The sequence below is a fragment of the Janthinobacterium sp. BJB446 genome (assembly GCF_002735655.1).
Lineage (GTDB): Bacteria > Pseudomonadota > Gammaproteobacteria > Burkholderiales > Burkholderiaceae_D > Janthinobacterium > Janthinobacterium lividum.
Window position 1 is genome coordinate 435,430 of record NZ_PDZK01000003.1, and the last position, 21,970, is coordinate 457,399.

The following is a 21,970-nucleotide window of genomic DNA, read 5'->3' on the forward strand; positions in this document are numbered from 1 at the left end:
ATGCCGCACGCAAGGAGCGGCCCGGCTTACAACAGTTACAAGAGCGCGCACCCGCAGCAGATCAGCGGGCGCGCAAGAAGAAACTCTTCCCGATTAACCTTTGCTGCGGCGGCGCGGCATGCCATCCATGCCGCCACGGTCCATGCCGCCACGCGACTGACCACCGGAACGCGCTTGCCCACCGGCACCACCGCCCGTATTGCGGCGCGGACCCGTGTTGGCGAAGCCGAATGCCGTTTGCAGCGGATCGGGCTGGCGCGGACCGCGCTGCGGCGCGCGGCCTTCGCCACCACCGGCCGGACGGCCCTGGCCTGCCGCACGCGGCGGACGACCCTGGCCTTGCGGCGAACCTTCAAACGATGCCGACGAACGGGGCTGGCCACCCTGGAACGGACCTTGCGGCTGGCCGCGGCCAGGACCACGCGCTTCGCCTGGACGGCCTGCGCCACCCGGACGACCCTGGCCTTGCGGACGGGCAAACTGGCCTTGCGGCTGGCCACGGCGCGGCGCGACCGGGAAAGGATCGGCGTTGCGGTTGCTCACATCGATACGGTTGCCATTCGGCTCGTCATCACGGCTGGCCTTGCGCGCTTCGCGGCCCTTGGCGGCACCAGCGGCACGAGGGTCGCCCGATGCCGGCATTTTCTTTTCGATGCCGTAGGCGGTCAGCAGGTCGCGCACGGTGTTTTCATCCATCTCTTCCCAGCGGCCGCGTTTCAGGCCGCTCGGCAGGGTCATGGCGCCGTAGCGGGTACGGATCAGGCGCGAAACGGTCAGGCCGATCGCTTCGAACATGCGGCGCACTTCGCGGTTACGGCCTTCGCCGATCACCACGCGGTACCACTTGTTGATGCCTTCGCCGCCGCCATCGGCGATCTTCGAGAACTGCGCCAGGCCGTCTTCCAGCTCGACGCCGGCCAGCAGTTTCTGGCGCATGCCCTCTTCCAGCTCGCCCAGGGTACGCACGGCGTACTCGCGGTCGATGCCGTAGCGCGGGTGCATCAGGCGGTTGGCCAGGTCACCGGACGTGGTAAACAGCAGCAAGCCTTCCGTGTTGAAGTCGAGGCGGCCAACGGCCAGCCACTTGCCCGCTTTCATGGTCGGCAGGCGGTCGAACACGGATGGACGGCCGTCCGGGTCGTTGTGGCTGACGATTTCGCCGGCCGGCTTGTGGTAGACCAGTACGCGTGGCGGCTTCTTGCTGACGCGGCGCTGGATCAACTTGCCGTTGATGCGCACGTGGTCGCTCGGCAGGATGCGCTGGCCGATGTGGGCCGGCTCGCCATTCACGGACACGCGGCCCGAAATGATCAGGTCTTCCATGTCGCGGCGCGAACCGAGACCGGCTTCGGCCAGCACCTTGTGCAGCTTCGGCGCGTCATCGTCGGACGTCAGGTCGCGGCGCACGGCCGCTTTCTGCACGCGGCCCGTGCCGCCCTCTTCGCTGTCGAAAGCGTCGGAGGTGACAAACGAGAACACGGCGTCAGCGTCGCTGAGCTTGCCTGGCGCAGCCTGGCGGCCCTTGCCTTTCTTGCGGCTCTTGCCGGCATTCTTGCCAGCGCCCGGCACATCGTTGCGCGGACCGCGCGGCAGGCGCGGGCCGGACACGAGATTGCCTTCGGCATCGAACACGTCGGCGACAGGCGCGGCAGCTTGCTCCGCGGCAGGCGCTGCGGCAACGGCATCGGCTGCCTGCGGCGCTTCCGCGCGCGGCGGCTGGCGCAGCGCGCGTTCCGCCTGCACGCCACGCATCTGGCGCGGACCGCGGGTCGGGCGTGCTTCGGCCGGCTTTTCAGCGGCAACTTCCGGCGCGGCTTCCGCTTCGGCGGCAGCGGCCTTGGCGGCGGCGCGGGCGCGCGGTGGACGCGGCGCAGGTGCGGCGACGGCTTCGGCAGCCGCTTCGGCGGCGTCGGCCACGGCCTTCAGGGCTGGCTTGGCGCGGGTTTTCTTGACGGCAGGCGCAGCTTCTTCTACCGCAGCAGCGGCAACGGGCGCGTCGGCAGCCACGTCGGCTTTCGTGCGGCGCTTCGGCTTGGCAGCGGCGGTATCGCCGGCAACTGCAGCAGCAGCCGTATCGGCTTCGATCTGGGCCTTGGTGCGGCGCTTGGGCTTGGCAACGATGGCTTCGTCGCTGGCGATTACTGTCTCGGGTGTGTTCGGATTATTCATTCTTCGTTTCTTGGCTGTGCTGACCTGGCGCAGCGTCAACCGTTAGTTCTGGCGCAGGGTCGTGAGTGTAGGCTTCGTCCGTGGGCGAAGCATCGGGGCCGGCATCAAGGCTTGCTGTCACATCTACATCTGTCACAGCCGTATTGCTACCTGCACCAAGCTGGGGGACAAGCTCATTGCTTGCCTTGTCAAAATTTTCTTGCAGGGCCGCTTCCAGGGCTTCGAGCCCATTGCCCTGCATTTCACTGATTTGCTGCAAAGGCGGCAGCTGGGACAGCGAATGCAAACCCAGGTCATCCAAAAACTGCTTGGTGGTGGCCAGCAAGGCCGGCCGTCCCACCACGTCGCGGTAGCCGATGGCATCGACCCAGCCACGGTCTTCCAGCATCTTGATCGTCTGCGAATTGACGGCAACGCCGCGAATCTCCTCGATATCGCCGCGCGTCACCGGCTGGCGGTAGGCGATGATGGCCAGGGTTTCCAGGGTCGCCCGCGAATACTTGGGCGGCCGCTCGGGCGTCATGCGATCGAGATACATCTTCATTTCCGGGCGGCTTTGAAAGCGCCAGCCCGAAGCGAGACTGACGATCTCGATGCCGCGCCCTTCCCACTCCTGCCGCAACTCTTCCAGCAATTGCTTGATCGTATCGGCGCCAACGCCGACACCACGCACGCGACCATTCTCGTCCGCATCGACGAACAGCTTCTTCAAGCTGTGGATCGTCAGCGATTCACGAGCGCACAGCAACGCGGTTTCGAGGACTTTTTTAGCCTCAATTGTATTCATAGCAATTCTGTGCGGATGTGTATTGCAATTCGTATGCAGAGAAAGAAATCAAAAACGTTCATTTCAACGTAACAGATGGCAGACATCATGATGACGCCGTGCTGGGTTACTAGTTGAGGCTGTTTTTCCGACGCCTTGGCCGATGCGCGCAAAGCGGGACTAAAGCGGATGCAGTGAAAGTCCTGCCATCCATGGTGCTGGCCTTAAATAACCAGCAATGAAACGAACTCCGGAGCAGCTGCTTTTCCCGTGGCGGCGAACCAGCCAGACGGGAGAGCGACAGTCGTCGTTTCATCCAACGATGCCAATTGTACCTGATAAAAAGCGGAAAAGCGCAAAACCGGGTAAAACACGCGTTTTACCCGGCCCTGGCGCGACACATCGCCCGCACCCTGTATATCACAGGGAGGCGAGTTTCTCCGAGAGAATGGCCGATGCACCCAGGAAAGCTGGGTACTGCGCCGTGATGACGAAGGTCGGCACTTGCGACACATAATTGGCGAAACGGCCCTTGCGCTCGAAGCGGGCGCGGAAGCCGGAGCGGTCGAAACGCGCCCCCAGGCGCGGCACGATGCCGCCGCCGATATAGATGCCGCCCAGCGCGCCCAGGGTGACGGCGACGTTGCCCGCCACCGTGCCCAGCATGCAGCAGAATGCTTCGATGACGTCGTCGCACAGCTGGGATTCGCCAGCCAGCGCGCGGCGCGTGATTTCCGCCGCCGGCAAGTCTTCCGCCGGCACGCCCGCGCGGTCGGCCAGGGCGCGGTAGATCAGTTCCAGGCCATCGCCGGAAATCAGGCGCTCGGCCGAGACGTGCTCGTATTCGCGCCAGGCAAATTGCAAAATGCTCACTTCCACTTCATTGAACGGCGCGAAGCTGACGTGGCCGCCCTCGCTTTGCAGGGCGATCCAGCCGCCGTGCGACGGGATCAGACCCGACACGCCCAGGCCCGTGCCGGCGCCGATCAGGCCGATGGCCGTGTTCGGACGGGCCGTGCCGGCGCCCACCTGGTGCTTTTGCTCGTTCGACAACTGCGGCAAGGCGCGCGCCAGGGCCGTGAAATCGTTGACCACGTCCAGGGTCGTGAAACCGCACTCGTCGCGCATGGCGCGGATCGAGAACGACCAGTGGTGGTTCGTCATGCTGAGGAAATCGCCGTCGACCGGATTGGCGATGGCAATCACGGCATGGCGCACGGCTTGCCCGCCGGCGGCGGCGATGTGCGGCAGGGCCAGGTAGGCTTGCAGGGCGGCGGACAGGCTCGGGTAATCGGCACAGGGTAACACTTCCACCAGGGTGATGTGGCCAGCGGCCACTTCCAGGGCGAAACGGGCATTGGTGCCGCCCACGTCGGCCAGCAGGCGCGGTCCATCGGCGAAGGCGGAAGTCGGCAGTACGGGAGAAGACGAAGCGCTCATGATTTTAAATGATGAAGTGGGACGCATGGGACGCCAAGCTTAAAGGATGAATGCGCCCGGAGGCAAGCAAAGTTTGTAGTTTAAGTACATCAAAACAAGCCTTTATTGGTAGTTCCACTCCAAATGCAACAGGCAGCGCAAAAATTGCTTAGAAACAATGATTTATAGTAAGTACTTGCACTCCTCAGGTACGCGAAAAGCATGCTGCACAGCAGCAGGAGTCGCCCTGAAAGCAGAGTATGCCGGAGTTTGCGCAAAGGCGCTTTGTACGCGGCGGCGGCGGTGCGGCGCTCCCGTCCTGGCGGCGCCGCCAAGGTGTTTTCGTATTATTACTACCGTTTTTTATTGCGGGTCTTGCTGCCAGCCTGGCGTGCCGGCGGCAGCCCGGATCAGGACGGCAAGCCTTCGCCCAGCAGGCTGGCGGGCGCCGGCTGGTCCGAGCGGTAGGCGGCATTCCACGCATCGAGGCCGCCATGCAGGGGCTTGGCCCGGTGAAAGCCGTGCTGGTGCAGCAGCTTGGCCACTTGCGCGGCCGTCACGTCGTTGGGACAGCTGCAATACACGATGATGTGGCGGTCCTTGTCCATGGCGATCATGGCTGGCACGGGTTCCTTGCCATTGAAAAACAAGGCGCCCGGCACGGCCGGCTCCAGCGCCTGCGCCGTGGCGCTGCGCGCGTCGACCATCAGCGGCTCTGCGCCCTGCTCTATGAGTTCGAGCAACTCATCGATGCCGATGCGCTCAATCTGCAAGGCCTGGCGGAAACGCCGGCGTTCGAGGAATTTGTACAGCAGGAACAAGCCCAGCAAGGTGGCCAGCATCAGCAAGGCCGTGCTGCCCATGGTGCTGAGCAAGTCGAGCACCTGCTGCACGCTGGCATGAAAAATCACGCCGACGACGATGCCCGTGCCGCTCCACAGCAGGGCGCCCAGGCCCGCGTACAGGAAGAACAGGCCCGGCGGCGTGCCCAGCGCGCCCGACATGGGCGCGGCCACGGTATTGAAACCCGGCACGAATTTGGAGACGATCAGGGCTTTCGGGCCCCAGCGCTTGAATTTGTCTTCCGTCTGGCTGACGCAGTAATCGGGCGACAGCGAGATGCGGCACAGCAGCCGCAGGATGCGCTTGCCGAAATGGCGGCCCGCGCGGAACCACGTGAAGTCGCTGATCAGGCAAGCGCTGAGCGCGGCGGCCAGCACCAGACCCCCATTCATGTCGCCATCGACGGCCAGCGCGCCCGCCACCACAAGGATGGGAAAGGCGGGAATCGGCAGGCCGAGCTGCTCCACCAGCACGATGCCAAAGACAATCAGGACACCGTAATGTTCGAGCAGATAAATGAGGTTGGGCATGGCCGCTATCTTACCGTAAAAAGCTCCTTACAACTGCACGCCCTTCGGTATGGCGCTGAGCAAAGTGCGCGTGTACGGATGCACGGGATTGCGGTACAGCTCATCCGAATCGGCCAGTTCCACCACTTGCCCCTTGTGCATCACCATCACCTGGTCGGCGATATATTTCACCACGGACAAATCGTGCGAAATGAAGATGTAGGACAGGCCGAATTCATCCTGCAAGTCCTGCAGCAGATTGAGCACCTGCGCCTGCACCGACACGTCCAGCGCCGACACGGATTCGTCGCAGACGAGAATTTCCGGCTGCATGGTCAGGCAGCGGGCAATGGCGATGCGCTGGCGTTGTCCACCGGAAAACTCGTGCGGATAGCGGTGGAAGGCCTGTTCCGGCAAGCCAACCTTGTCGAGCAGCCAGTAGGCCTTGGCGATGCGTTCCTGGTCGTTCGCGCCGATCTTGTGGATGCGCATGGGTTCCAGGAGGATCTGTCCCACCGTAAAGCGCGGGTTCAGCGACGCATACGGATTCTGGAAGATGATCTGGATGCGGCGTTTATACGGCAAATATTCCCTGTTCGGCATGGCAATCAGATCCTTGCCGTGGAACATGGCCGTACCGCCCGTTGCCTGGTGCAGGCGCAGCAGGGTCAAGCCCACCGTCGTCTTGCCGGAGCCGGACTCGCCCACCACGCCCAGCGTCTTGCCGCGCGGCAAAGTGAACGACACATCCTTGACGGCCTGGAACTCGCGCTTGCCGAACAGTCCCTCGCGTGTGTAAAAACTTTTACTCAAGTTATTCACCACCAGCACGGGCTCGTCACCGGGCGTGTAGCCGCGCGTGCGCTGTTTCACCTCGATGCCGGGGCCCGCCTTGCCGTCCATATAGTCGGCGATGACGGGCAGGCGCCATGGGCGCTCGTCCAGCGATGGGCGGCAATGCAGCAGGGCCTTGGTATAACTGTCTTGCGGCGCTTCAAACACTTGCCGCACTTCCCCCGTCTCGCGCACTTCGCCGTGGCGCATGACGATCACCTGGTCGGCGATCTCGCCCACCAGGCCCAGGTCGTGGGTAATGAACAGCACCGACATCTGATGCTTCTTTTGCAGCGCCGCGATCAAGTCCATGATCTGCTTCTGGATCGTCACGTCCAGCGCCGTTGTTGGCTCGTCCGCGATCAAGAGCTTCGGTTCGCAGGCGATCGCCATGGCGATCATCACGCGCTGCTGCTGGCCGCCCGACATCTGGCTCGGGTAGGCGTCGATCTTGGTGGCAGGATCGGGTATGCCCACTTCCTCAAGCAGCGCCAGCGTGCGCGCGCGCGCCTGCTTGCGGTTCATGCCCATATGCTGGCGCAACACTTCGGCGATCTGGAACCCGACCGTAAACACGGGGTTCAGGGACGACATCGGCTCCTGAAAGATCATCGAGATATCCTTGCCGCACATGGTGCGCCGCTCGGCGATCGACAGTTTGAGCAGATCGCGCCCGCCAAAATGGATGCTCGAGGCGGGATCGATGATGGTGTTATCCGGGGGCAACAAACCCATCACGGCCAGCGAACTGACGGACTTGCCGCTGCCCGATTCCCCCACCAGCGCGACGGTGCTGTTGCGCGGCACGTTGAACGAGATGCCCTTGACGGCTTCGAACGTGGTCTTCTTGTCCAGGCGGAAGGTGACGCGCAGGTCGCGCACTTCCAACAGGTTATTCTGGTCCATGAGCAACTCCTATTTCACTTTGGGGTCGAGCGCATCGCGCAAGGCATCGGTAAACAGCGAGAACGCCGTCACCAGCACGGCCATCGCCGTGGCGGCCGCTGTCAGCTGCCACCATTTGCCCAGGATCAGTTCATTTTGTGCCTCGTTGAGCATGCTGCCCCACGAGACGGTACCCACCGGCACGCCAAAGCCGAGGAAGCTCAGAATCACTTCGGCCTTGATGAAGCCCACGACCAGAATCGACATCTGCACCAGCGCCACGTGGCTGACGTTGGGGAAGATGTGGGAAAACATCTTGCGCCAGTGCGAAGCGCCAATCGCGTCGGCCGCCATCACGTATTCGCGCGCCTTGTGCTTGATGTATTCGGCGCGGATCAAGCGGTACGGCCCCGTCCAGCCCGTCAAGCCCAGGATCAGCACGATGGTCAGCACGCCCTTCTGCTGCAGCACGGCCGCCACCGTCAAGATCATCAGGATGGACGGAATCGACGTGAAGATGCTGTAGAACCAGTTGAAGAAGTCATCGACGACGCCGCCAAAGTAGCCGGACACGGCGCCAAAAATCGTGCCCAGCACGACGGCCAGCAAGGCCGCCACCAGGCCCACGACGATCGACGTTTCGCCACCCTTGACGGTTTTCTGCAGGATGTCGTGGCCCCACTTGTCGGCGCCGAACGGCAGTGTTGCCGCCTTGTGCGTGACGAGTTTCTTGGCCTTGCCCATGCCGGCGCGCAAGGCCGTCAAGTCGTCGGCCAGCGGGTCGGTGACGCCGTACATCTCGACGCCAGCCGATGGGTTGCTGCCCATCTGGGCGCGCAGTTCGGCGATATCGTCGGCCAGCGGATCGAGCACGTTGACGGGGGTCGGTGCGCTGCGCTCGTCCGTCACGGGCATCGCGCCATCGGCGGCGACATCCCTGTCGGCACCCACAAACGTGGGCGGCGCATAGCTGACGGCCACTTCGTCTTCCCAGTTCGAGGCGACCAGGCCGCTGGCGGAGGCCAGCACCAGCAGGAAAAAGGCGCCGACCACGGCCAGCGATACCATTGCAATCTTGTCGCCGCGCAAACGGCGCCACGCCAGGGCCCACAGGCCGGGCGATGTATGAGGTTTCGACATCGTCTCTTTCTACTTCAGTTGTACGCGAGGATCGACCGCCTGGTACAGCAGGTCGGTGAGCAGGTTGAAGAGCATGGTGGCGGCGGCAACGTACACGGTGATCGCCTTGATCACCGGAAAGTCGCTGCGCTCGACGGCCAGAATCACTTCACGCCCGATGCCGGGGATGCCGAAAAAGCGTTCCAACAGGAAAGCGCCGATCAGCAGGGCCGGCAAGTTCGACATCACATAGGTAATGATGGGAATGCCGGCGTTGCGCAGCACGTGCACCCACATGATGCGGCCTTCCTTGAGGCCCTTGGCGCGGGCCGTGCGCACGTAATCCTGGTTGGCCTCGTCCAGCACGAAGGTGCGGAACAGGCGCAGGGTCGGCGCAATCGACACGGCCAGGCCGATCAGGATTGGCAAGGTGGAATAGCGCAGCAGGTTTTCCCAGAAGCTGTCGCCCCAGCCTTGCACGGGGAACAGGCCCAGTTTATAGGCGAAGCCGTACTGGAAGACGATGATGTAGACGAGGATGGAAATCGACATGCCCACCGTGCAGGCGATCATGACGGCGCGGTCCGTCAGCGAGCCACGCACGAAAGCGATGGCCAGCGCCAGCGCCACGCCAAAAAACGTTTCCAGCACGGTCAGCGGGATCAAGACCATCATCGACGGCCCCAGGCGTGAGGTGATGATGTGCGACACGGATTCCCCCGTGGCCCAGCTCTGGCCGAAGTCAAACGTGACGATCTGCTTGATGAAGATCCACAGCTGCACATAATAGGGCTGGTCGACACCGAGCTGGCGGCGGATGTTGGCGATGCTTTCCGCACTAGACATCTTGCCGGCCAGGATGTAGGCGGGATCGCCGCCCACCCAGTTGAACAGGATAAACACCAGCAGGACCACGCCCAGCATGGTGGGCAGCATCTGCCACAAGCGGCGCAGGATATAAGCAAACATAATGATTCCTTGTCGTTATAAGCCGCGCTTATTTGCTGGCGGGAGCCGGAGTAACAACCGGCGTGCCCGTGCTGTCGATATCCATGTACGCCCATTCCTGGAACAGGATCGGGTGCTTCTTGTAGCCCTGCACCGACTTTTGCGCCAGCATGTTGCGGTAGCGCGCATAGCCGATCAGGGCGCCCGCATTGACTTCCAGGCGGCGCGCCATCTTGTGGAACAGCTCGTCGCGCTCGGGGCTGGCAGGCATGGCCTGGCTGGCCGCATACCACTTGTCGTATTCCGGATCCTGGTAGCAGCCATTGTTGTTCTGGTGCGTGTTCGGGCCATAGAACAGCTGCATGAAATTGTCGCCGTCCGGATAGTCGGCCAGCCATGGCGCCGTGCGCGTCTGCATCTTGCACTGCTTTTCCGTTTTTAAAATGTCGGAAAAGATCATGCGGTCGTTTTCCATGCGGATGCCCAGCGAGTTGTACGTCTTGCGCCACATTTCCGCCTGCAGCACGCCATTGGCTTCGTTGCGCGAAGCGTAGCGGATCAGCAGCGGCTTGCCGTCAGGCAAAGTACGCCAGCCATCGGCGCCCTTCTTGTAGCCGAATTTATCCAGCAGTTTGTTCGCCAGCACGGGATCGTATTGCAGCAGAGATTTGTAGTGCGGATCGTAGCCGACGACGCCGGGCGGGATCGGATAGTCGAGGCGCTTGGCCTGGCCATTCCAGATGATGCGGATTTCTTCATCGATATTGTGCGCCATGGCAATGGCACGGCGCAGGGCGATCTTTTCCTTGCTGAAGCCACCGAGGGTCGGGTCTTCCATATTCCAGTAGTAATAGCTGATCTCGGGGTCAAGCAGGCGCGACAGTTGCACGCCCTTCTCCGCCAGCTCGGGACGCAGCTTGCCGTTCAGCAATGCTTTCGGCGCCAGCGGGCCGTCGAGCCAGAACACGTCCGTGCCGCCGCTCTGGAAGGACAGCCAGCGCGACTGGTCTTCGATCATCACGGAAATTTCGATGCGGTCGATGGCGGGAATGCGTTTACCTTGCATCTGGCGCACGATGCGCTGGTCGTCCGGGTCGTCGCCGGCCATGAAATTCCACGTTTCCGGCAAATGCTGCGGATTGCGGTTCAGGACGATGCGGTTGCCGCGCGTCCATTCACCGAGCGTGTAGTAGCCGGTGCCGACGGGATTCGAGCCTACTTCGCCCTTCACGTCGCCGTATTTGTCCACCACTTCGCGCGCCACGGCGGCTGTCGGCACGTAGGCGAGGATCATGGGGAAATTGAAATCCGTCTTGGTCAGCGTGATGCGCAAGGTGTACGGGTCGAGGATTTCCAGGCCGGCCACCTTCTTGTTGAAGTCCAGCTTGTTCGCCTTGGCCGCGTCCTTGGCCAGGTCATCCAGCCCCACCACCTTGCCTTCAAACAGCCAGCTGTGCGGCGAGGCCAGGCGCGGATCGAACAGGCGCTTCCACGAATACACGTAATCGGCCATCGTCAGTTCGCGGCGCTTGCCGCCAAACGCGGCGTCGGGCGTAAACAGGATGCCTTTTTTCAGGCGGATGGTGTAGGTCTTGCCGTCGGCCGACACTTCCGGCATGGCGGCGGCCGCGCCGGGCACCACCTTGACGGGGCGCGCCAGATAATCATAGGTGTACAGGGTGTCGAAGACGGCCTGCGTGATGTGGTTCGAATACAGGTCGCGCGCGGTGGCGGGATCGAAGCCCGTCTCGGCGGCCGGCAGGATATAGCGCAAGGTTTTGACCGGCGCGGCCGCGGGGGCGGCGTCAACGGCAATGGCCGCCAGCGGCAGGGTGGCCAGGCAAGCGAGCAGCGCCACGCGCCGCATCCATGGTGACTTCATGTAATACCCTTCATCTCGATTATCTGTCGCACCGTATTGGTGCGCTTGTACTGGCTTCCCCCTGGGATACAGGATTCCACCGCCAAAACCAGTCCATCCTCGCAAGATCTATGCCTTGTTCATCGTCCGTCCCGTCCGCATGCAGGCGAGCTGGAAAAAGGCGTAACGATAACGCATATTTTGTTCGCCGGGCGAAAAGCCGCAGCAAGGGCGTGGCACGCAGCCACGCCCGCCTGCCCCATGGAGGAAATCTTCCGCAGTGCAACAAAGGCAGCTCACCACCATGAAAAACCGACTTGGTAGAAACCCTTACGGCCCAGAATGACAACGGTTTTTATGGCAGTACGGAAAATATGCGGCGCAGTGCAACATTAAAATAATTGCACATATTGAAACACATCAACATTATAAAAAACACTGTTGTTTCCATGCTGAAAGAGCATGTGTGCGCGTTGACAAGGTTTCTCGGCAAGTGGTCTTATCGATGACGGCACTTATAAAAATGCCGCCTTATCCACAGCGATTGCCGACGCAGCAATCTTTATCACCTTGGCAAAGCTGTGCCGCACGAAGGCCAGCCGAGCTTACTTTCGGAGTTCAGAGAATGATGATGGAAACAGTGATATCCCGCTCCGTACGCCTGATTTTTTCGGGTAGCGTAGCAGCGCTCGGCCTTGGCATGATGGCTGCGCCGGCAATGGCGCAAGACGCCAATGTGCAACGTGTGGAAATTACCGGCTCGAGCATCAAACGAGCCACGGCCGAGACCGCATCACCGGTACAGCTGATCACCCGCGACGACTTGATGAAATCGGGCAAGGCCACCGTCGCCGAATACCTGCAAACCCTCACCGCCGATGGCGCCGGCTCCCTGCCGACGGGCTTCGGCAACGGTTTTGCCGCCGGCTCCACGGCCATCTCGCTACGCGGCCTGGGCGCCACCTCGACCCTGGTCTTGCTCAATGGCCGCCGCATGGCCCCGTTCGCGCGCGCGGACGATGGCCAGAAGAGCTTTACCGACCTGTCCACCATGCCGATGCAGATCGTCGAACGCATCGAAATCCTCAAGGATGGCGCTTCGTCCACCTACGGCGCGGACGCCATCGCCGGGGTCGTCAACATCATCCTGCGCAAGGACTTCGAAGGCCTGACCCTGAAGGGCGACACGGGCATCTCCGGCGACAGCGACGCCAAACAGCACCGCGCCTCGCTGACCTTCGGCAAAGGCAACCTGGACACGGATAAATTCAACTTCGTCGTCAATGCCGAATACAGCAAATCGGACATGCTGATGAACAGCGACCGCGCCGGTCGAAAATGGATAGGCAAGGGCGACCTGCGCCCGTATGGCTATGCGATCAACACCCAGTTCGCCGGCGGCTACATCAATAGCAACAACGATGCGAATGCCGCGCCGACAGGCCTGATCCGCGACCCCGTCACCAACAACTATGTCTCCCTGCCCGGTTGCTCCACCTTGTCCGTGTCTTCGCCGCAAGATCCGAAAGGCGGCTGCGTGTGGCACCACGACCAGTTCCGTTCGATGCAGCCTAAGATCGAATCGGTCAACCTGTACACACGCGGTACCTGGCAAGTCAATGCCGACACCCAGGTATATGCGGAAGCGGGCTACTCGAAACGCGATACGGCGTTCACCATGATCCCGCCATCGGTCACGCCCACCGTCGCCTTCCCGCCGAATGCCGGCAACAAGGCGGGCGTCATCAACTACGCTAGCGGCAGCGGCACCAGCATCGTGCTGGCGGCCAACCACCCGCAAAATCCGTATGGCGTGCCGGTGCGCGTGCGCTACCAGGCTTTCGACGTCGGCCCCAGCACGCGCAAGGCCAACAACGAGTTCAACCGCATCGTGCTCGGCGTCAAGGGCAATGCCATGGGCTGGGACTACGATGCCGGCTATACGCATTCGGAATCGAAGCTGCACCTCGATTACAGCAACATGCTGAACATGGCCGTTGTCAGGGATGCCCTAGGCGATTCCAGTCCAAAAAACCCGTATTTCCCATACTACGTCGGGGCGCAGGCAAACAAGAATCCCGCCTCGCTGTACGCGGCCATGGTAACGAACGCCACCTCCGATTCCACGACCAAGCTCGACATCATCGACGTCAAGGCCACGCGCGAACTGATGCAGTTGCCGGGCGGTGCCCTGGGCTTGGCCGTGGGCGCGGAACACCGTCGCGACAAGCTCGACAATCCCTCCCTGACGGGCACGGAAGACGGCTCCATCAACGCCAGTTACGTGGCGGCCAAGGGCGCCAGCAAGGTCTCGGCCGTGTTCCTCGAAGTGCTGGCACCCATGATCAAGACGGTGGAACTATCGGGGGCCTTGCGTTACGACAAATACGACCGTTTCTCGTCGACCACGCCGAAACTGGGCGCCAAGTGGACGCCGCTGAAAACCTTCGCCGTGCGCGGCACGTATTCGGAAGGCTTCCGCGCCCCAGGCCCCGCCGAAAGCAATGCCGATTCGCAATCCACGGGTACCTCGACCGTGACCGATCCCGTGCGCTGCCCTGGCGGCAACCGCCTGCCGGGCGCCAATGCCAGCGACTGCGAACTGCAAGTGGCAGCCGTCAAGGTCGGCGACCCCAGCCTCAAGCCGGAAAAATCCAAGGGCTACACCCTGGGCCTAGTGTGGGATCCGTTCAACGATACCAGCCTGTCGCTCGATGCCTGGAAAATCAAGCGTGAAAACGAGATCAATCCGCTGCCGTACAACGAAGCGGCCGCCCTGCCGACCGCCATCCGTTCCGACAACAACCTGACCATCAATGGCGTCGTCACGCCGAACACGGGCACTTTGCTGATCACCAAGGCACCGTACCGCAACTCCAGCTTTACGGAGATCAAGGGTATCGACCTGGACGTCAAGCAGCGCGTGCGCCTGGGCGACTACGGCCGCGCCACGTTCGGCCTGACCTGGACCCACATCGCCTCATGGGTACGGGCCGAGTCGTCCACTGTGCGCTACCAGTTCGCCGGCACGCACGGCAATTGCGATACCTCCAACTGCGCCGGCACGCCGAAGGACAAGATCAATCTCACCGGTTCGTGGGACCTGGGCAACTGGAACGTCAGCGGCGTGCTGAACTACCGTTCGGACATGAAAAATATCAAGTTTGAAGGCGACCCTTGCGCTTCCAAACTGGCGAACGGCACACCGGCGCCGAACGGTTGCAAGCTCGCCTCGTTCACCACGCTCGACCTGTCCTCCCGTTGGAACATCAACAAACAGTTGCAACTGTTTGCCTCGATCAACAACGTGACCGACAAGATCGCGCCGCTCGACCCGCTGACCTACGGCGGCATGAGCTACAACCCGATGGATGCCAGCGGCGCCATCGGCCGCTACTTCAAACTGGGCGGCAGCTACAAGTTCTTCTAAGCTGGCACAGGCATCCTGACGCGAGGCGGTGAGCAATCACCGCCTTTTTTTCGTCGGCGACTGTGGCGCCAGTTCACTCATCCACACGCCTATTGCGCCAGCGCAAACCTTATCTCCTGCGCGCCTGTAAAACTCCCTTGCAAGCCACTTGGCCCATGACCATGCCACAGGAGTGTCAGATGACGCAAACCCGCAGTCCCTCCCCTACCTTGCGCCTGCTGTGCGCAGCCTTGCTCGGCGCGTTTGGCCATGCGGCCATGGCGCAGGAAACCGACGCCGCCGGCACGCCCGCCATGCAAAGAGTCGAAGTCACCGGTTCCTCCATCAAGCGCCTCGTCTCGGAAACGGCGACGCCCCTGTCCATCTTCAAGGCCGAGGATTTCGCCAAGCAGGGCTTGACGACGGCCCAGGAGGTGCTGGGCAGGATTCCCTCGAATGCGTCGAGCATGGGCAGCGGCAATGCCGTCGGCGGCAATACCAGCGGCTTGCCCACGGGCGGCCAGGCCAGCGCCGACTTGCGTGGCCTGGGCGGCGACAAGACGCTGGTGCTGCTCAATGGCCGGCGCATCGCCAACCATCCGTATGACGGCGCCAGTGTCGACCTGAACATCATTCCCATCGCCGCCCTGGAACGGGTCGAAGTGCTGCGCGACGGCGCCTCGGCCATCTACGGCACGGACGCCATCGGCGGCGTCATCAATTTCATCACGAAGCGCTCCGTCAACGTCACGAATATCACCGCCGAGATCGTTGCCCCACAGCACAAGGGCGGCGGCGAGCACCGCATCAACCTCTCGACGGGCTATGGCGAGCTCGACACCGATGGCTACAATATTTTTGGCGTGCTCGACTATCACAAGCAAAAAGTGCTGACGTCGCAAGACCGCGCCTTCTCGGCCACCGGCATCGTTCCCTCGCGCGGCCTGTCCATCACCAGTGGCACGACTTTCCCCGGCAATTACTTCGATGCGGCGGCCAACGGCGGCGACGGCCTGGCTGGCAACCCCTACGCGGCCAGCGGCTGCCTGCCGCCGCTGTCGGTGCCGGCCGTGCCGGCGAATGGCACTTGCCGCCAGGATTACACGCGGCAGATCGACGATCTGCCCGCGCAGGAGCAAGTGGCCTTCTTCGGCAAGGGCGCCTTCAAGCTCGGTGGCGGCCACCTGGCCACGCTGGAATATCTGCATTCGGAAAACAAGGTCAAGGCGCGCACGGCGCCGCCGCCGCAAACGGGCTTGATCCTGCCCAGCACCAGCCCCTACTATCCGGGCAATGCGGGTGGCGTGCCAGCCCAGCCCGGCTTGTCGGGCCAGCCCCTGAGCGTCAACTGGCGGCCCGTCGAGGCAGGCCAGCGGCAAATCGATTCCACCGGCAAGGCCGACCGCCTGGTGCTGGCGCTGGAAGGCGAACTGGCGGGCTGGGATTACAAGACGGAGCTCAGCCATGCGATCAGCAAGTCGTCGGAAAAGTTCACGAACGGCTATGTGCAGGATGCGGGCTTTGCCGCTGGCGTGCTGAACGGCATCCTGAACCCGTTTGGCGTGCAGGATGCGGCCGGCAAGGCTTACCTGGCCAGCACGGCCCTGCGCGGCGAAGTGCAGAACGCCAAGGTCACCACAACGGGTGTCGACCTCAAAGGCAGCCGCGACCTGATGCAGCTGGCCGGCGGCCCGCTGGCCATCGCGCTCGGCGGCGAAGTGCGGCGCGAAAAGGCCGACTTCAACGTGAACCGCGATATCGCCGGCCAGGCCGCCAGTTCCGGCTTGTCCGGCTCGCTGTCGAAGAGCGGTGCGCGCACGATCCAGGCCGTCTTCGGCGAAATCAACTTGCCGCTGATCAAGGATCTGGAAGTGCAGCTGGCCGCCCGTTTCGACCATTACAGCGACGTGGGCAGCACCACCAATCCCAAGCTGGCCCTGCGCTACCAGGCCAGCAGCGCGCTGGTGCTGCGCGGCTCGGCCAGCACGGGTTTCCGTGCCCCCACCCTGTTTGAAAAGAATGCGCCGCCGTCGAAGAACGATACCAACGATAGTTATGACGACCCGATCTTGTGCCCCGGTGGCGTGCCGCAGCCCGGTGCCAATCCCTTGCGCGATTGCGACTTGCAGCAGTTCAAGCTACAAGGCGGCAATGAAAACCTGAAACCGGAAAAATCCACCACCTTCGCCTTCGGCCTGGTGCTCGAACCGGTGAAGGAAGTGACGGTGGCCATCGATTACTGGAACATCCATCTGAAGGACAAGATTGCATCCTTGCCCGAGCAATCGATCTTCGGCAACTATGAGAAATACAAGGCCTTGTTCCTGCGCAATCCCGACGGTTCGCCCTACGCCATTCTCGACCTGAACGACAACCTCGGTGAAGTGAAAACGGACGGCATCGATGTCAGCCTGAATGCGCGGCTGGGACGCGGCCCGTATGGCGATGTCAGCGTATCGGTCGATGGCACGTGGACCCGCAAGTACGACTACCAGAACGAGCGCGGCGGCGCCTTCATCGCCAACGTGGGCCGCTATGCGGACAACAATCCCGTGTTTCGCTGGAAGCATACGGCGGCGCTGAACTGGCGCAAAGGTAACTGGGGCGCCACCTTGTCGCAATCGTTCAAGTCCGGCTACACGGACCAGAATCTGGTCGCGCCGCCATACCGGCACGATGTGCCCTCGTACAGCCTGCTTGGGCTGTCGGGCAGCTATGCGTGGAAAGGCTTGCTGCTGACGGCCGGCGTGAAGAACCTGCTGGACAAGGAGCCGCCGTTTTCGAACCAAGGCACCTTGTTCCAGAAAGGCTATGACCCGCGCTATACGGACCCGATCGGGCGCGCCTGGTACCTGCGCGGCAGCTATACGTTTTAAGGGGAGAAATTCAGATCGATAAATAAAACAGGCAGCGCTGGCAACAGCGTACCAGCAACAGAAAAGCGGCTCCATCAGCGATGATGTGCGCCGTTTTATTTTACGCATCTGAGCAAGTCTGACAAGGGTTCGCGATACTTTATTACTGAAGGATTATAAAAAAAACAGGGAAATGTTGCATTTCGTCCAAAAAGTCCGCGCGAAATTGACAATCTGAATCGTGAATGTTTTGATGAGGGCCCTGAAAATTTACAGAATTTTCATTGGTGGATTTTCAAAAAGGCAAATAAATTGTTGGTTAGCAACAAGTTATTTCAAAATAATTGCCGCCTTTATCACAATAACAAGGAATTTCAGATGATGATAGAAAATGTAATATCGCGGTCGCTGCGCCTGATGTTTGCAGGCGGCATGGCCCTGAGCATGCACGCCGCGTATGCACAAGAAACAACAGATAGCCCCATGCAACGCGTGGAAGTCACGGGTTCGAGCATCAAGCGTCTGGCATCGGAAACAGCGCTGCCGATCACCTCGATCAAGGCCGACGATTTCGCCAAGCAAGGCTTGACGACGGCGCAAGAAGTCCTGTCCACCATTTCCATGAACCAGAGCTCGCAAAGCAGCTCGCAATCCGTTGGTTCCGGTACTGGCGGCCAGTCCGTCGCCGACCTGCGCGGCATCGGCGGCGACAAGACCCTGGTCCTGCTGAACGGCCGCCGTATCGCCAGCCACCCGTTCAACGGTTCGTCTGTCGACCTGAACATCATCCCGATTTCCGCCCTGGAGCGCGTCGAAGTGCTGCGTGACGGCGCTTCCGCCATCTACGGCACCGACGCCATCGGCGGCGTGATCAACTTCATCACCAAGCGTTCCGTCAAAGGCGGCTCCGTCACGGTCGAACATTACGAGCCACAGAAATCGGGCGGCGGCGACGAGTCGCGCCTGAACCTGTCCGGCGGCTATGGCGACCTGAACAAAGATGGCTTCAACGTCTTCGGTGTTGTCGACGTACATCGCCAGTCGGCGCTGAGCACGGCCGACCGTTCCTTCTCGAAGAGCGGCTACATCCCGAGCAAGGGCGTGGATAACCTGAGCGGCACCACCTTCCCGGCCAACTTCTACGATACGGGCAATGGCCTGATCGGCAACCCAGCCTTTGCCGGCGGTTGCGTGGGTGAAAACCTGTACAAGAATACCTCGGGCAAGAGCACGTGCGCCATGGATGTCACGCCATTCATCCAGGCCATTCCGAAAACCCAGCAGGAATCCTTCCTGGGCAAGGCCAGCTTCAAGCTGAACCAGGATCACCTGGCCACCATCGAATACCTGCACTCGCGCAGCACCAACGAAGCGCGCATCTCGCCGCCGCCGATGTCGAACATCGGCATCCTCATGCCGTCGAGCTCGCCGTACTACCCGGGCGGCAGCGGCGGTGTGCCAGCCATGGCAGGCCTGTCGGGCGAACCGCTGGACATCAGCTGGCGTCCAGTGGCGTCGGGCCAGCGCAGCGGCTTCGACACCAGCACCTCGGATCGCCTGGTACTGGCTTCCGAAGGCGTCCTGGGCGCATGGGACTACAACGTCGGCCTGAGCTACTCCGTCAGCAAGGCCACCAGCGCCTTCACGGGCGGCTACCTGAATGACCAGCGCATCATCGACGGCATCGGCAATGGTATCCTGAACCCGTTCGGCGAGCAAAGCGCCGCCGGCCAGGCCTACCTGAATGACTCCGTCCTGAAAGGCGAGTACCTGAGCGCCAAGATGACCAGCACTGCGGTCGACGCCAAAGTCAGCCGTGAGCTGTTCACCCTGCCGGCAGGCGCCGTCGGTTTCGCCGTCGGTACGGAATTCCGCAACGACAAGGCGGAATACAATGTGAACCGCGACCTGGCTGGCCAGGCGTCGAGCTCCGGCTACGCCGAAGCGCAGAACCAGTCGGGCAGCCGCAACATCGCCGCCATCTTCTCGGAACTGAGCATTCCTGTCGTGAAAGACCTGGAACTGTCTCTGGCAGCCCGTTATGACCACTACAACGACGTCGGCGGCAGCTTCAACCCGAAAGTCGGCGTGCGCTGGCAGCCAACGAGCCAGGTGCTGCTGCGCGGCTCCTACAACACAGGTTTCCGCGCGCCAACGCTGTATGACCTGCATGGTCCGCAAACCAAGACCTTCACGGCCAACAAGTATGACGATCCACGCCTGTGCCCAGGCGGCGTACCGATCCCTGGCGCCAACAGCAACGTCGCCTGCGGCGCGCAGCAATACATCCGTTCGGGCGGCAATCCGGACGTCGGCCCGGAAAAATCGAAAACCTTCAGCGCCGGTATCGTCATCGAACCGACGAAATCGCTGACCGTCTCGCTCGATTACTTCAAAATCAAGCTGCGCGACAAGATCGGCACCGTGGCCGAACAGACCCTGTTCGACAACTACGATAAATATCAAAGCAACTTCATCTACACGGCTGACGGCAAGCTCGATTACGTGCTGGCGACCCTGGGCAACCTTGGCGAAATGCACACTTCGGGCATCGACCTGGGCCTGAACTGGAAATTGCCACGCAGCCAGTACGGCAACTTCACCTTCAACTTCGATGGCACCTGGGTACAGAAGTATGAGTACCAGAATGAGCGCGGCGGCGAATTCGTGCAAAACGTGGGCGTGTATGGCGACAATGCACCGGTATTCCGCTGGAGACACAATGCCTCCCTGCAATGGAATATGGACAAGTGGAATGCCACGCTGTCGAACAAGTATATGAGCGGCTACCGCGACCAGAATTATGTCGATCCGCAATTCGAGCAAAGCGTCAAAGCTTACTCGGTATGGTCGCTGTCGGGCGCGTACTCGGGCTTCAAGAACACCGAAGTCACCGTGGGCGTGAAAAACCTGCTGAACGAAGATCCACCGTTCAGTAACCAGATCGGCACATTCCAGTCCGGCTACGATCCGCGTTACGCTGATCCGCTGGGCCGTACTTTCTACGTGCGCGCTACCTACAAGTTCTAAGTACACCTGACATAAGCTACTGCGCGTCGCGATTTGCGGCCTGCGATGCTCACTGTGCTCAAGCACAGTTCCGCGTCTCGGCCGCAACTTGCTGCCGCTCGCTACGCTTCTGTCAGGCGTCTTGAATGCATTAAAAAAGCCCGGAAAGCTTAGCTTTCCGGGCTTTTTTTCATGCTGCGCGCCACGTCATTCCGCGTCGCCCTGCAAGCGGCGCTGCTTGACGGCCGCCGCCAGGTTTTCCAGCACGGCCACGCTGGCGCTCCAGTCGATGCAGCCATCCGTGACAGACTGGCCATAGATCAATTCCTTGCCCGGGATCAAATCCTGGCGTCCCGCCACCAGGTGCGATTCCACCATCACGCCAACGATGCGGCCATCGCCCGCCGCCACCTGGCTGGCGATGTCGGCGCACACGGGGATCTGGTTTTCCGGTTTTTTCGAGCTGTTCGCATGCGAGGCGTCGATCATCAGGCGCGCCGCCAGGCCTTGTGCCGCGATGGCCTTGCACGCCTCGTCCACGCTGGCCGCGTCATAGTTCGGGGTTTTCCCGCCGCGCAAGATGATGTGGCAATCCTCGTTGCCGTTGGTCGAGACGATGGCCGAGTGGCCGCCCTTCGTGACGGAAAGAAAATGGTGCGGCTGCGAGGCGGCCTTGATGGCTTCCACGGCGATCTTCACATTGCCGTCCGTGCCATTCTTGAAGCCGACCGGACAGGACAGCCCCGACGCCAGCTCGCGGTGCACCTGCGATTCCGTCGTGCGCGCGCCGATGGCGCCCCAGCTGATCAGGTCGGCGATGTATTGCGGGCTGATCACGTCGAGGAACTCGGTGCCAGCCGGCAAACCCAGCTCATTGATATCGCGCAACAGTTCGCGCGCCATGCGCAAGCCGTCGTTGATGCGGAAGCTGTTGTCCATGTACGGATCGTTGATCAGGCCCTTCCATCCCACCGTGGTGCGCGGCTTCTCGAAGTAGACGCGCATGACGATTTCCAGTTCACCCGCGAAACGCGCGCGCTCCTTGACCAGCAGACGCGCATATTCCATGGCCGCCTTGGTATCGTGGATGGAGCAAGGCCCGATCACCACCATCAGGCGGTCGTCTTGGCCATGCAGGATACGGTGCAGGGCAATGCGGGCGCTGGCAGCGGTCTGTTCGGCTTGCTCCGAGCAGGCAAATTCGCGGATCAGGTGGGACGGCGGGGTCAATTCCTTCATTTCGCGAATACGCAAATCATCGGTGCGGGGCATCATTTTCTCCAAAATTTAAGGATGGGTAAAACATCTGGGTAAAAAAAAACCGCCATGAGTGGCGGTTTTTTA

Annotated in this window: 12 protein-coding genes; 3 read left to right on the plus strand and 9 right to left on the minus strand. The window is 61.6% G+C overall.

The genetic code is table 11. The features are described 5' to 3' along the window. Positions 1 to 93: 93 nt before the first annotated feature. From rluB to CSQ92_RS21405, 8 genes are all read right to left on the minus strand, one after another. Entirely contained in the window at positions 94 to 2,169 is a 2,076-nt protein-coding gene (rluB, locus tag CSQ92_RS21365; protein WP_099395317.1) for a 23S rRNA pseudouridine(2605) synthase RluB, read from the minus strand. Next, a complete protein-coding gene (gene scpB / locus CSQ92_RS21370) occupies positions 2,162 to 2,956 on the minus strand; it encodes an SMC-Scp complex subunit ScpB (RefSeq protein WP_034782524.1) in 795 nt (264 codons plus the stop codon). The genes rluB and scpB overlap by 8 nt, the downstream gene beginning before the upstream one ends. A 399-nt stretch (positions 2,957 to 3,355) precedes the next feature. Continuing rightward, on the minus strand, positions 3,356 to 4,375 hold the full coding sequence (locus CSQ92_RS21375; RefSeq protein ID WP_034782520.1) for a glucokinase: 1,020 nt from the start codon (positions 4,373 to 4,375) through the stop codon (positions 3,356 to 3,358). 389 nt (positions 4,376 to 4,764) lie between these two features. Next, a complete protein-coding gene (locus CSQ92_RS21385; protein WP_099389531.1) occupies positions 4,765 to 5,727 on the minus strand; it encodes a VTT domain-containing protein in 963 nt (320 codons plus the stop codon). 27 nt (positions 5,728 to 5,754) lie between these two features. Continuing rightward, positions 5,755 to 7,446, minus strand: coding sequence for an ABC transporter ATP-binding protein (locus tag CSQ92_RS21390; RefSeq protein ID WP_099389532.1), 1,692 nt, complete (start codon positions 7,444 to 7,446; stop codon positions 5,755 to 5,757). Positions 7,447 to 7,455: 9 nt separating this feature from the next. After that, on the minus strand, positions 7,456 to 8,565 hold the full coding sequence (locus tag CSQ92_RS21395) for an ABC transporter permease (protein WP_034782514.1): 1,110 nt from the start codon (positions 8,563 to 8,565) through the stop codon (positions 7,456 to 7,458). Positions 8,566 to 8,574: 9 nt separating this feature from the next. Continuing rightward, a complete protein-coding gene (locus CSQ92_RS21400; RefSeq protein ID WP_034782513.1) occupies positions 8,575 to 9,513 on the minus strand; it encodes an ABC transporter permease in 939 nt (312 codons plus the stop codon). 28 nt (positions 9,514 to 9,541) lie between these two features. Next, on the minus strand, positions 9,542 to 11,374 hold the full coding sequence (locus tag CSQ92_RS21405) for an ABC transporter substrate-binding protein (RefSeq protein WP_257219310.1): 1,833 nt from the start codon (positions 11,372 to 11,374) through the stop codon (positions 9,542 to 9,544). A gap of 679 nt (positions 11,375 to 12,053) precedes the next feature. Here CSQ92_RS21405 and CSQ92_RS21410 point away from each other — a divergent pair. The 3 genes from CSQ92_RS21410 to CSQ92_RS21420 all read left to right on the plus strand — a co-directional run bounded on the left by CSQ92_RS21410 (position 12,054) and on the right by CSQ92_RS21420 (position 20,647). Then, positions 12,054 to 14,783: a TonB-dependent receptor gene (locus tag CSQ92_RS21410; RefSeq protein ID WP_257219311.1), complete on the plus strand. Its 2,730-nt coding sequence runs from the start codon at positions 12,054 to 12,056 to the stop codon at positions 14,781 to 14,783. A 179-nt stretch (positions 14,784 to 14,962) separates the two neighbouring features. Further along, a complete protein-coding gene (locus CSQ92_RS21415) occupies positions 14,963 to 17,638 on the plus strand; it encodes a TonB-dependent receptor (protein WP_099395320.1) in 2,676 nt (891 codons plus the stop codon). 357 nt (positions 17,639 to 17,995) lie between these two features. Further along, positions 17,996 to 20,647: a TonB-dependent receptor gene (locus CSQ92_RS21420; RefSeq protein WP_180277080.1), complete on the plus strand. Its 2,652-nt coding sequence runs from the start codon at positions 17,996 to 17,998 to the stop codon at positions 20,645 to 20,647. A 186-nt stretch (positions 20,648 to 20,833) separates the two neighbouring features. Here CSQ92_RS21420 and aroG read toward each other — a convergent pair whose 3' ends face one another. Next, positions 20,834 to 21,898, minus strand: coding sequence for a 3-deoxy-7-phosphoheptulonate synthase AroG (aroG, locus tag CSQ92_RS21425; protein ID WP_092612071.1), 1,065 nt, complete (start codon positions 21,896 to 21,898; stop codon positions 20,834 to 20,836). Positions 21,899 to 21,970 lie beyond the last annotated feature (72 nt).

Excerpts from the sequence above, each read along its gene's own strand:
- scpB (WP_034782524.1), bottom strand. The coding sequence starts at position 2,956 with ATGAATACAATTGAGGCTAAAAAAGTCCTCGAAACCGCGTTGCTGTGC.
- aroG (WP_092612071.1), bottom strand. The coding sequence starts at position 21,898 with ATGCCCCGCACCGATGATTTGCGTATTCGCGAAATGAAGGAATTGACC.
- CSQ92_RS21400 (WP_034782513.1), bottom strand. The coding sequence starts at position 9,513 with ATGTTTGCTTATATCCTGCGCCGCTTGTGGCAGATGCTGCCCACCATG.
- CSQ92_RS21415 (WP_099395320.1), top strand. The coding sequence starts at position 14,963 with ATGACGCAAACCCGCAGTCCCTCCCCTACCTTGCGCCTGCTGTGCGCA.
- CSQ92_RS21410 (WP_257219311.1), top strand. The coding sequence starts at position 12,054 with ATGATGGCTGCGCCGGCAATGGCGCAAGACGCCAATGTGCAACGTGTG.
- rluB (WP_099395317.1), bottom strand. The coding sequence starts at position 2,169 with ATGAATAATCCGAACACACCCGAGACAGTAATCGCCAGCGACGAAGCC.
- CSQ92_RS21375 (WP_034782520.1), bottom strand. The coding sequence starts at position 4,375 with ATGAGCGCTTCGTCTTCTCCCGTACTGCCGACTTCCGCCTTCGCCGAT.
- CSQ92_RS21385 (WP_099389531.1), bottom strand. The coding sequence starts at position 5,727 with ATGCCCAACCTCATTTATCTGCTCGAACATTACGGTGTCCTGATTGTC.
- CSQ92_RS21405 (WP_257219310.1), bottom strand. The coding sequence starts at position 11,374 with ATGAAGTCACCATGGATGCGGCGCGTGGCGCTGCTCGCTTGCCTGGCC.
- CSQ92_RS21395 (WP_034782514.1), bottom strand. The coding sequence starts at position 8,565 with ATGTCGAAACCTCATACATCGCCCGGCCTGTGGGCCCTGGCGTGGCGC.
- CSQ92_RS21420 (WP_180277080.1), top strand. The coding sequence starts at position 17,996 with ATGATGATAGAAAATGTAATATCGCGGTCGCTGCGCCTGATGTTTGCA.
- CSQ92_RS21390 (WP_099389532.1), bottom strand. The coding sequence starts at position 7,446 with ATGGACCAGAATAACCTGTTGGAAGTGCGCGACCTGCGCGTCACCTTC.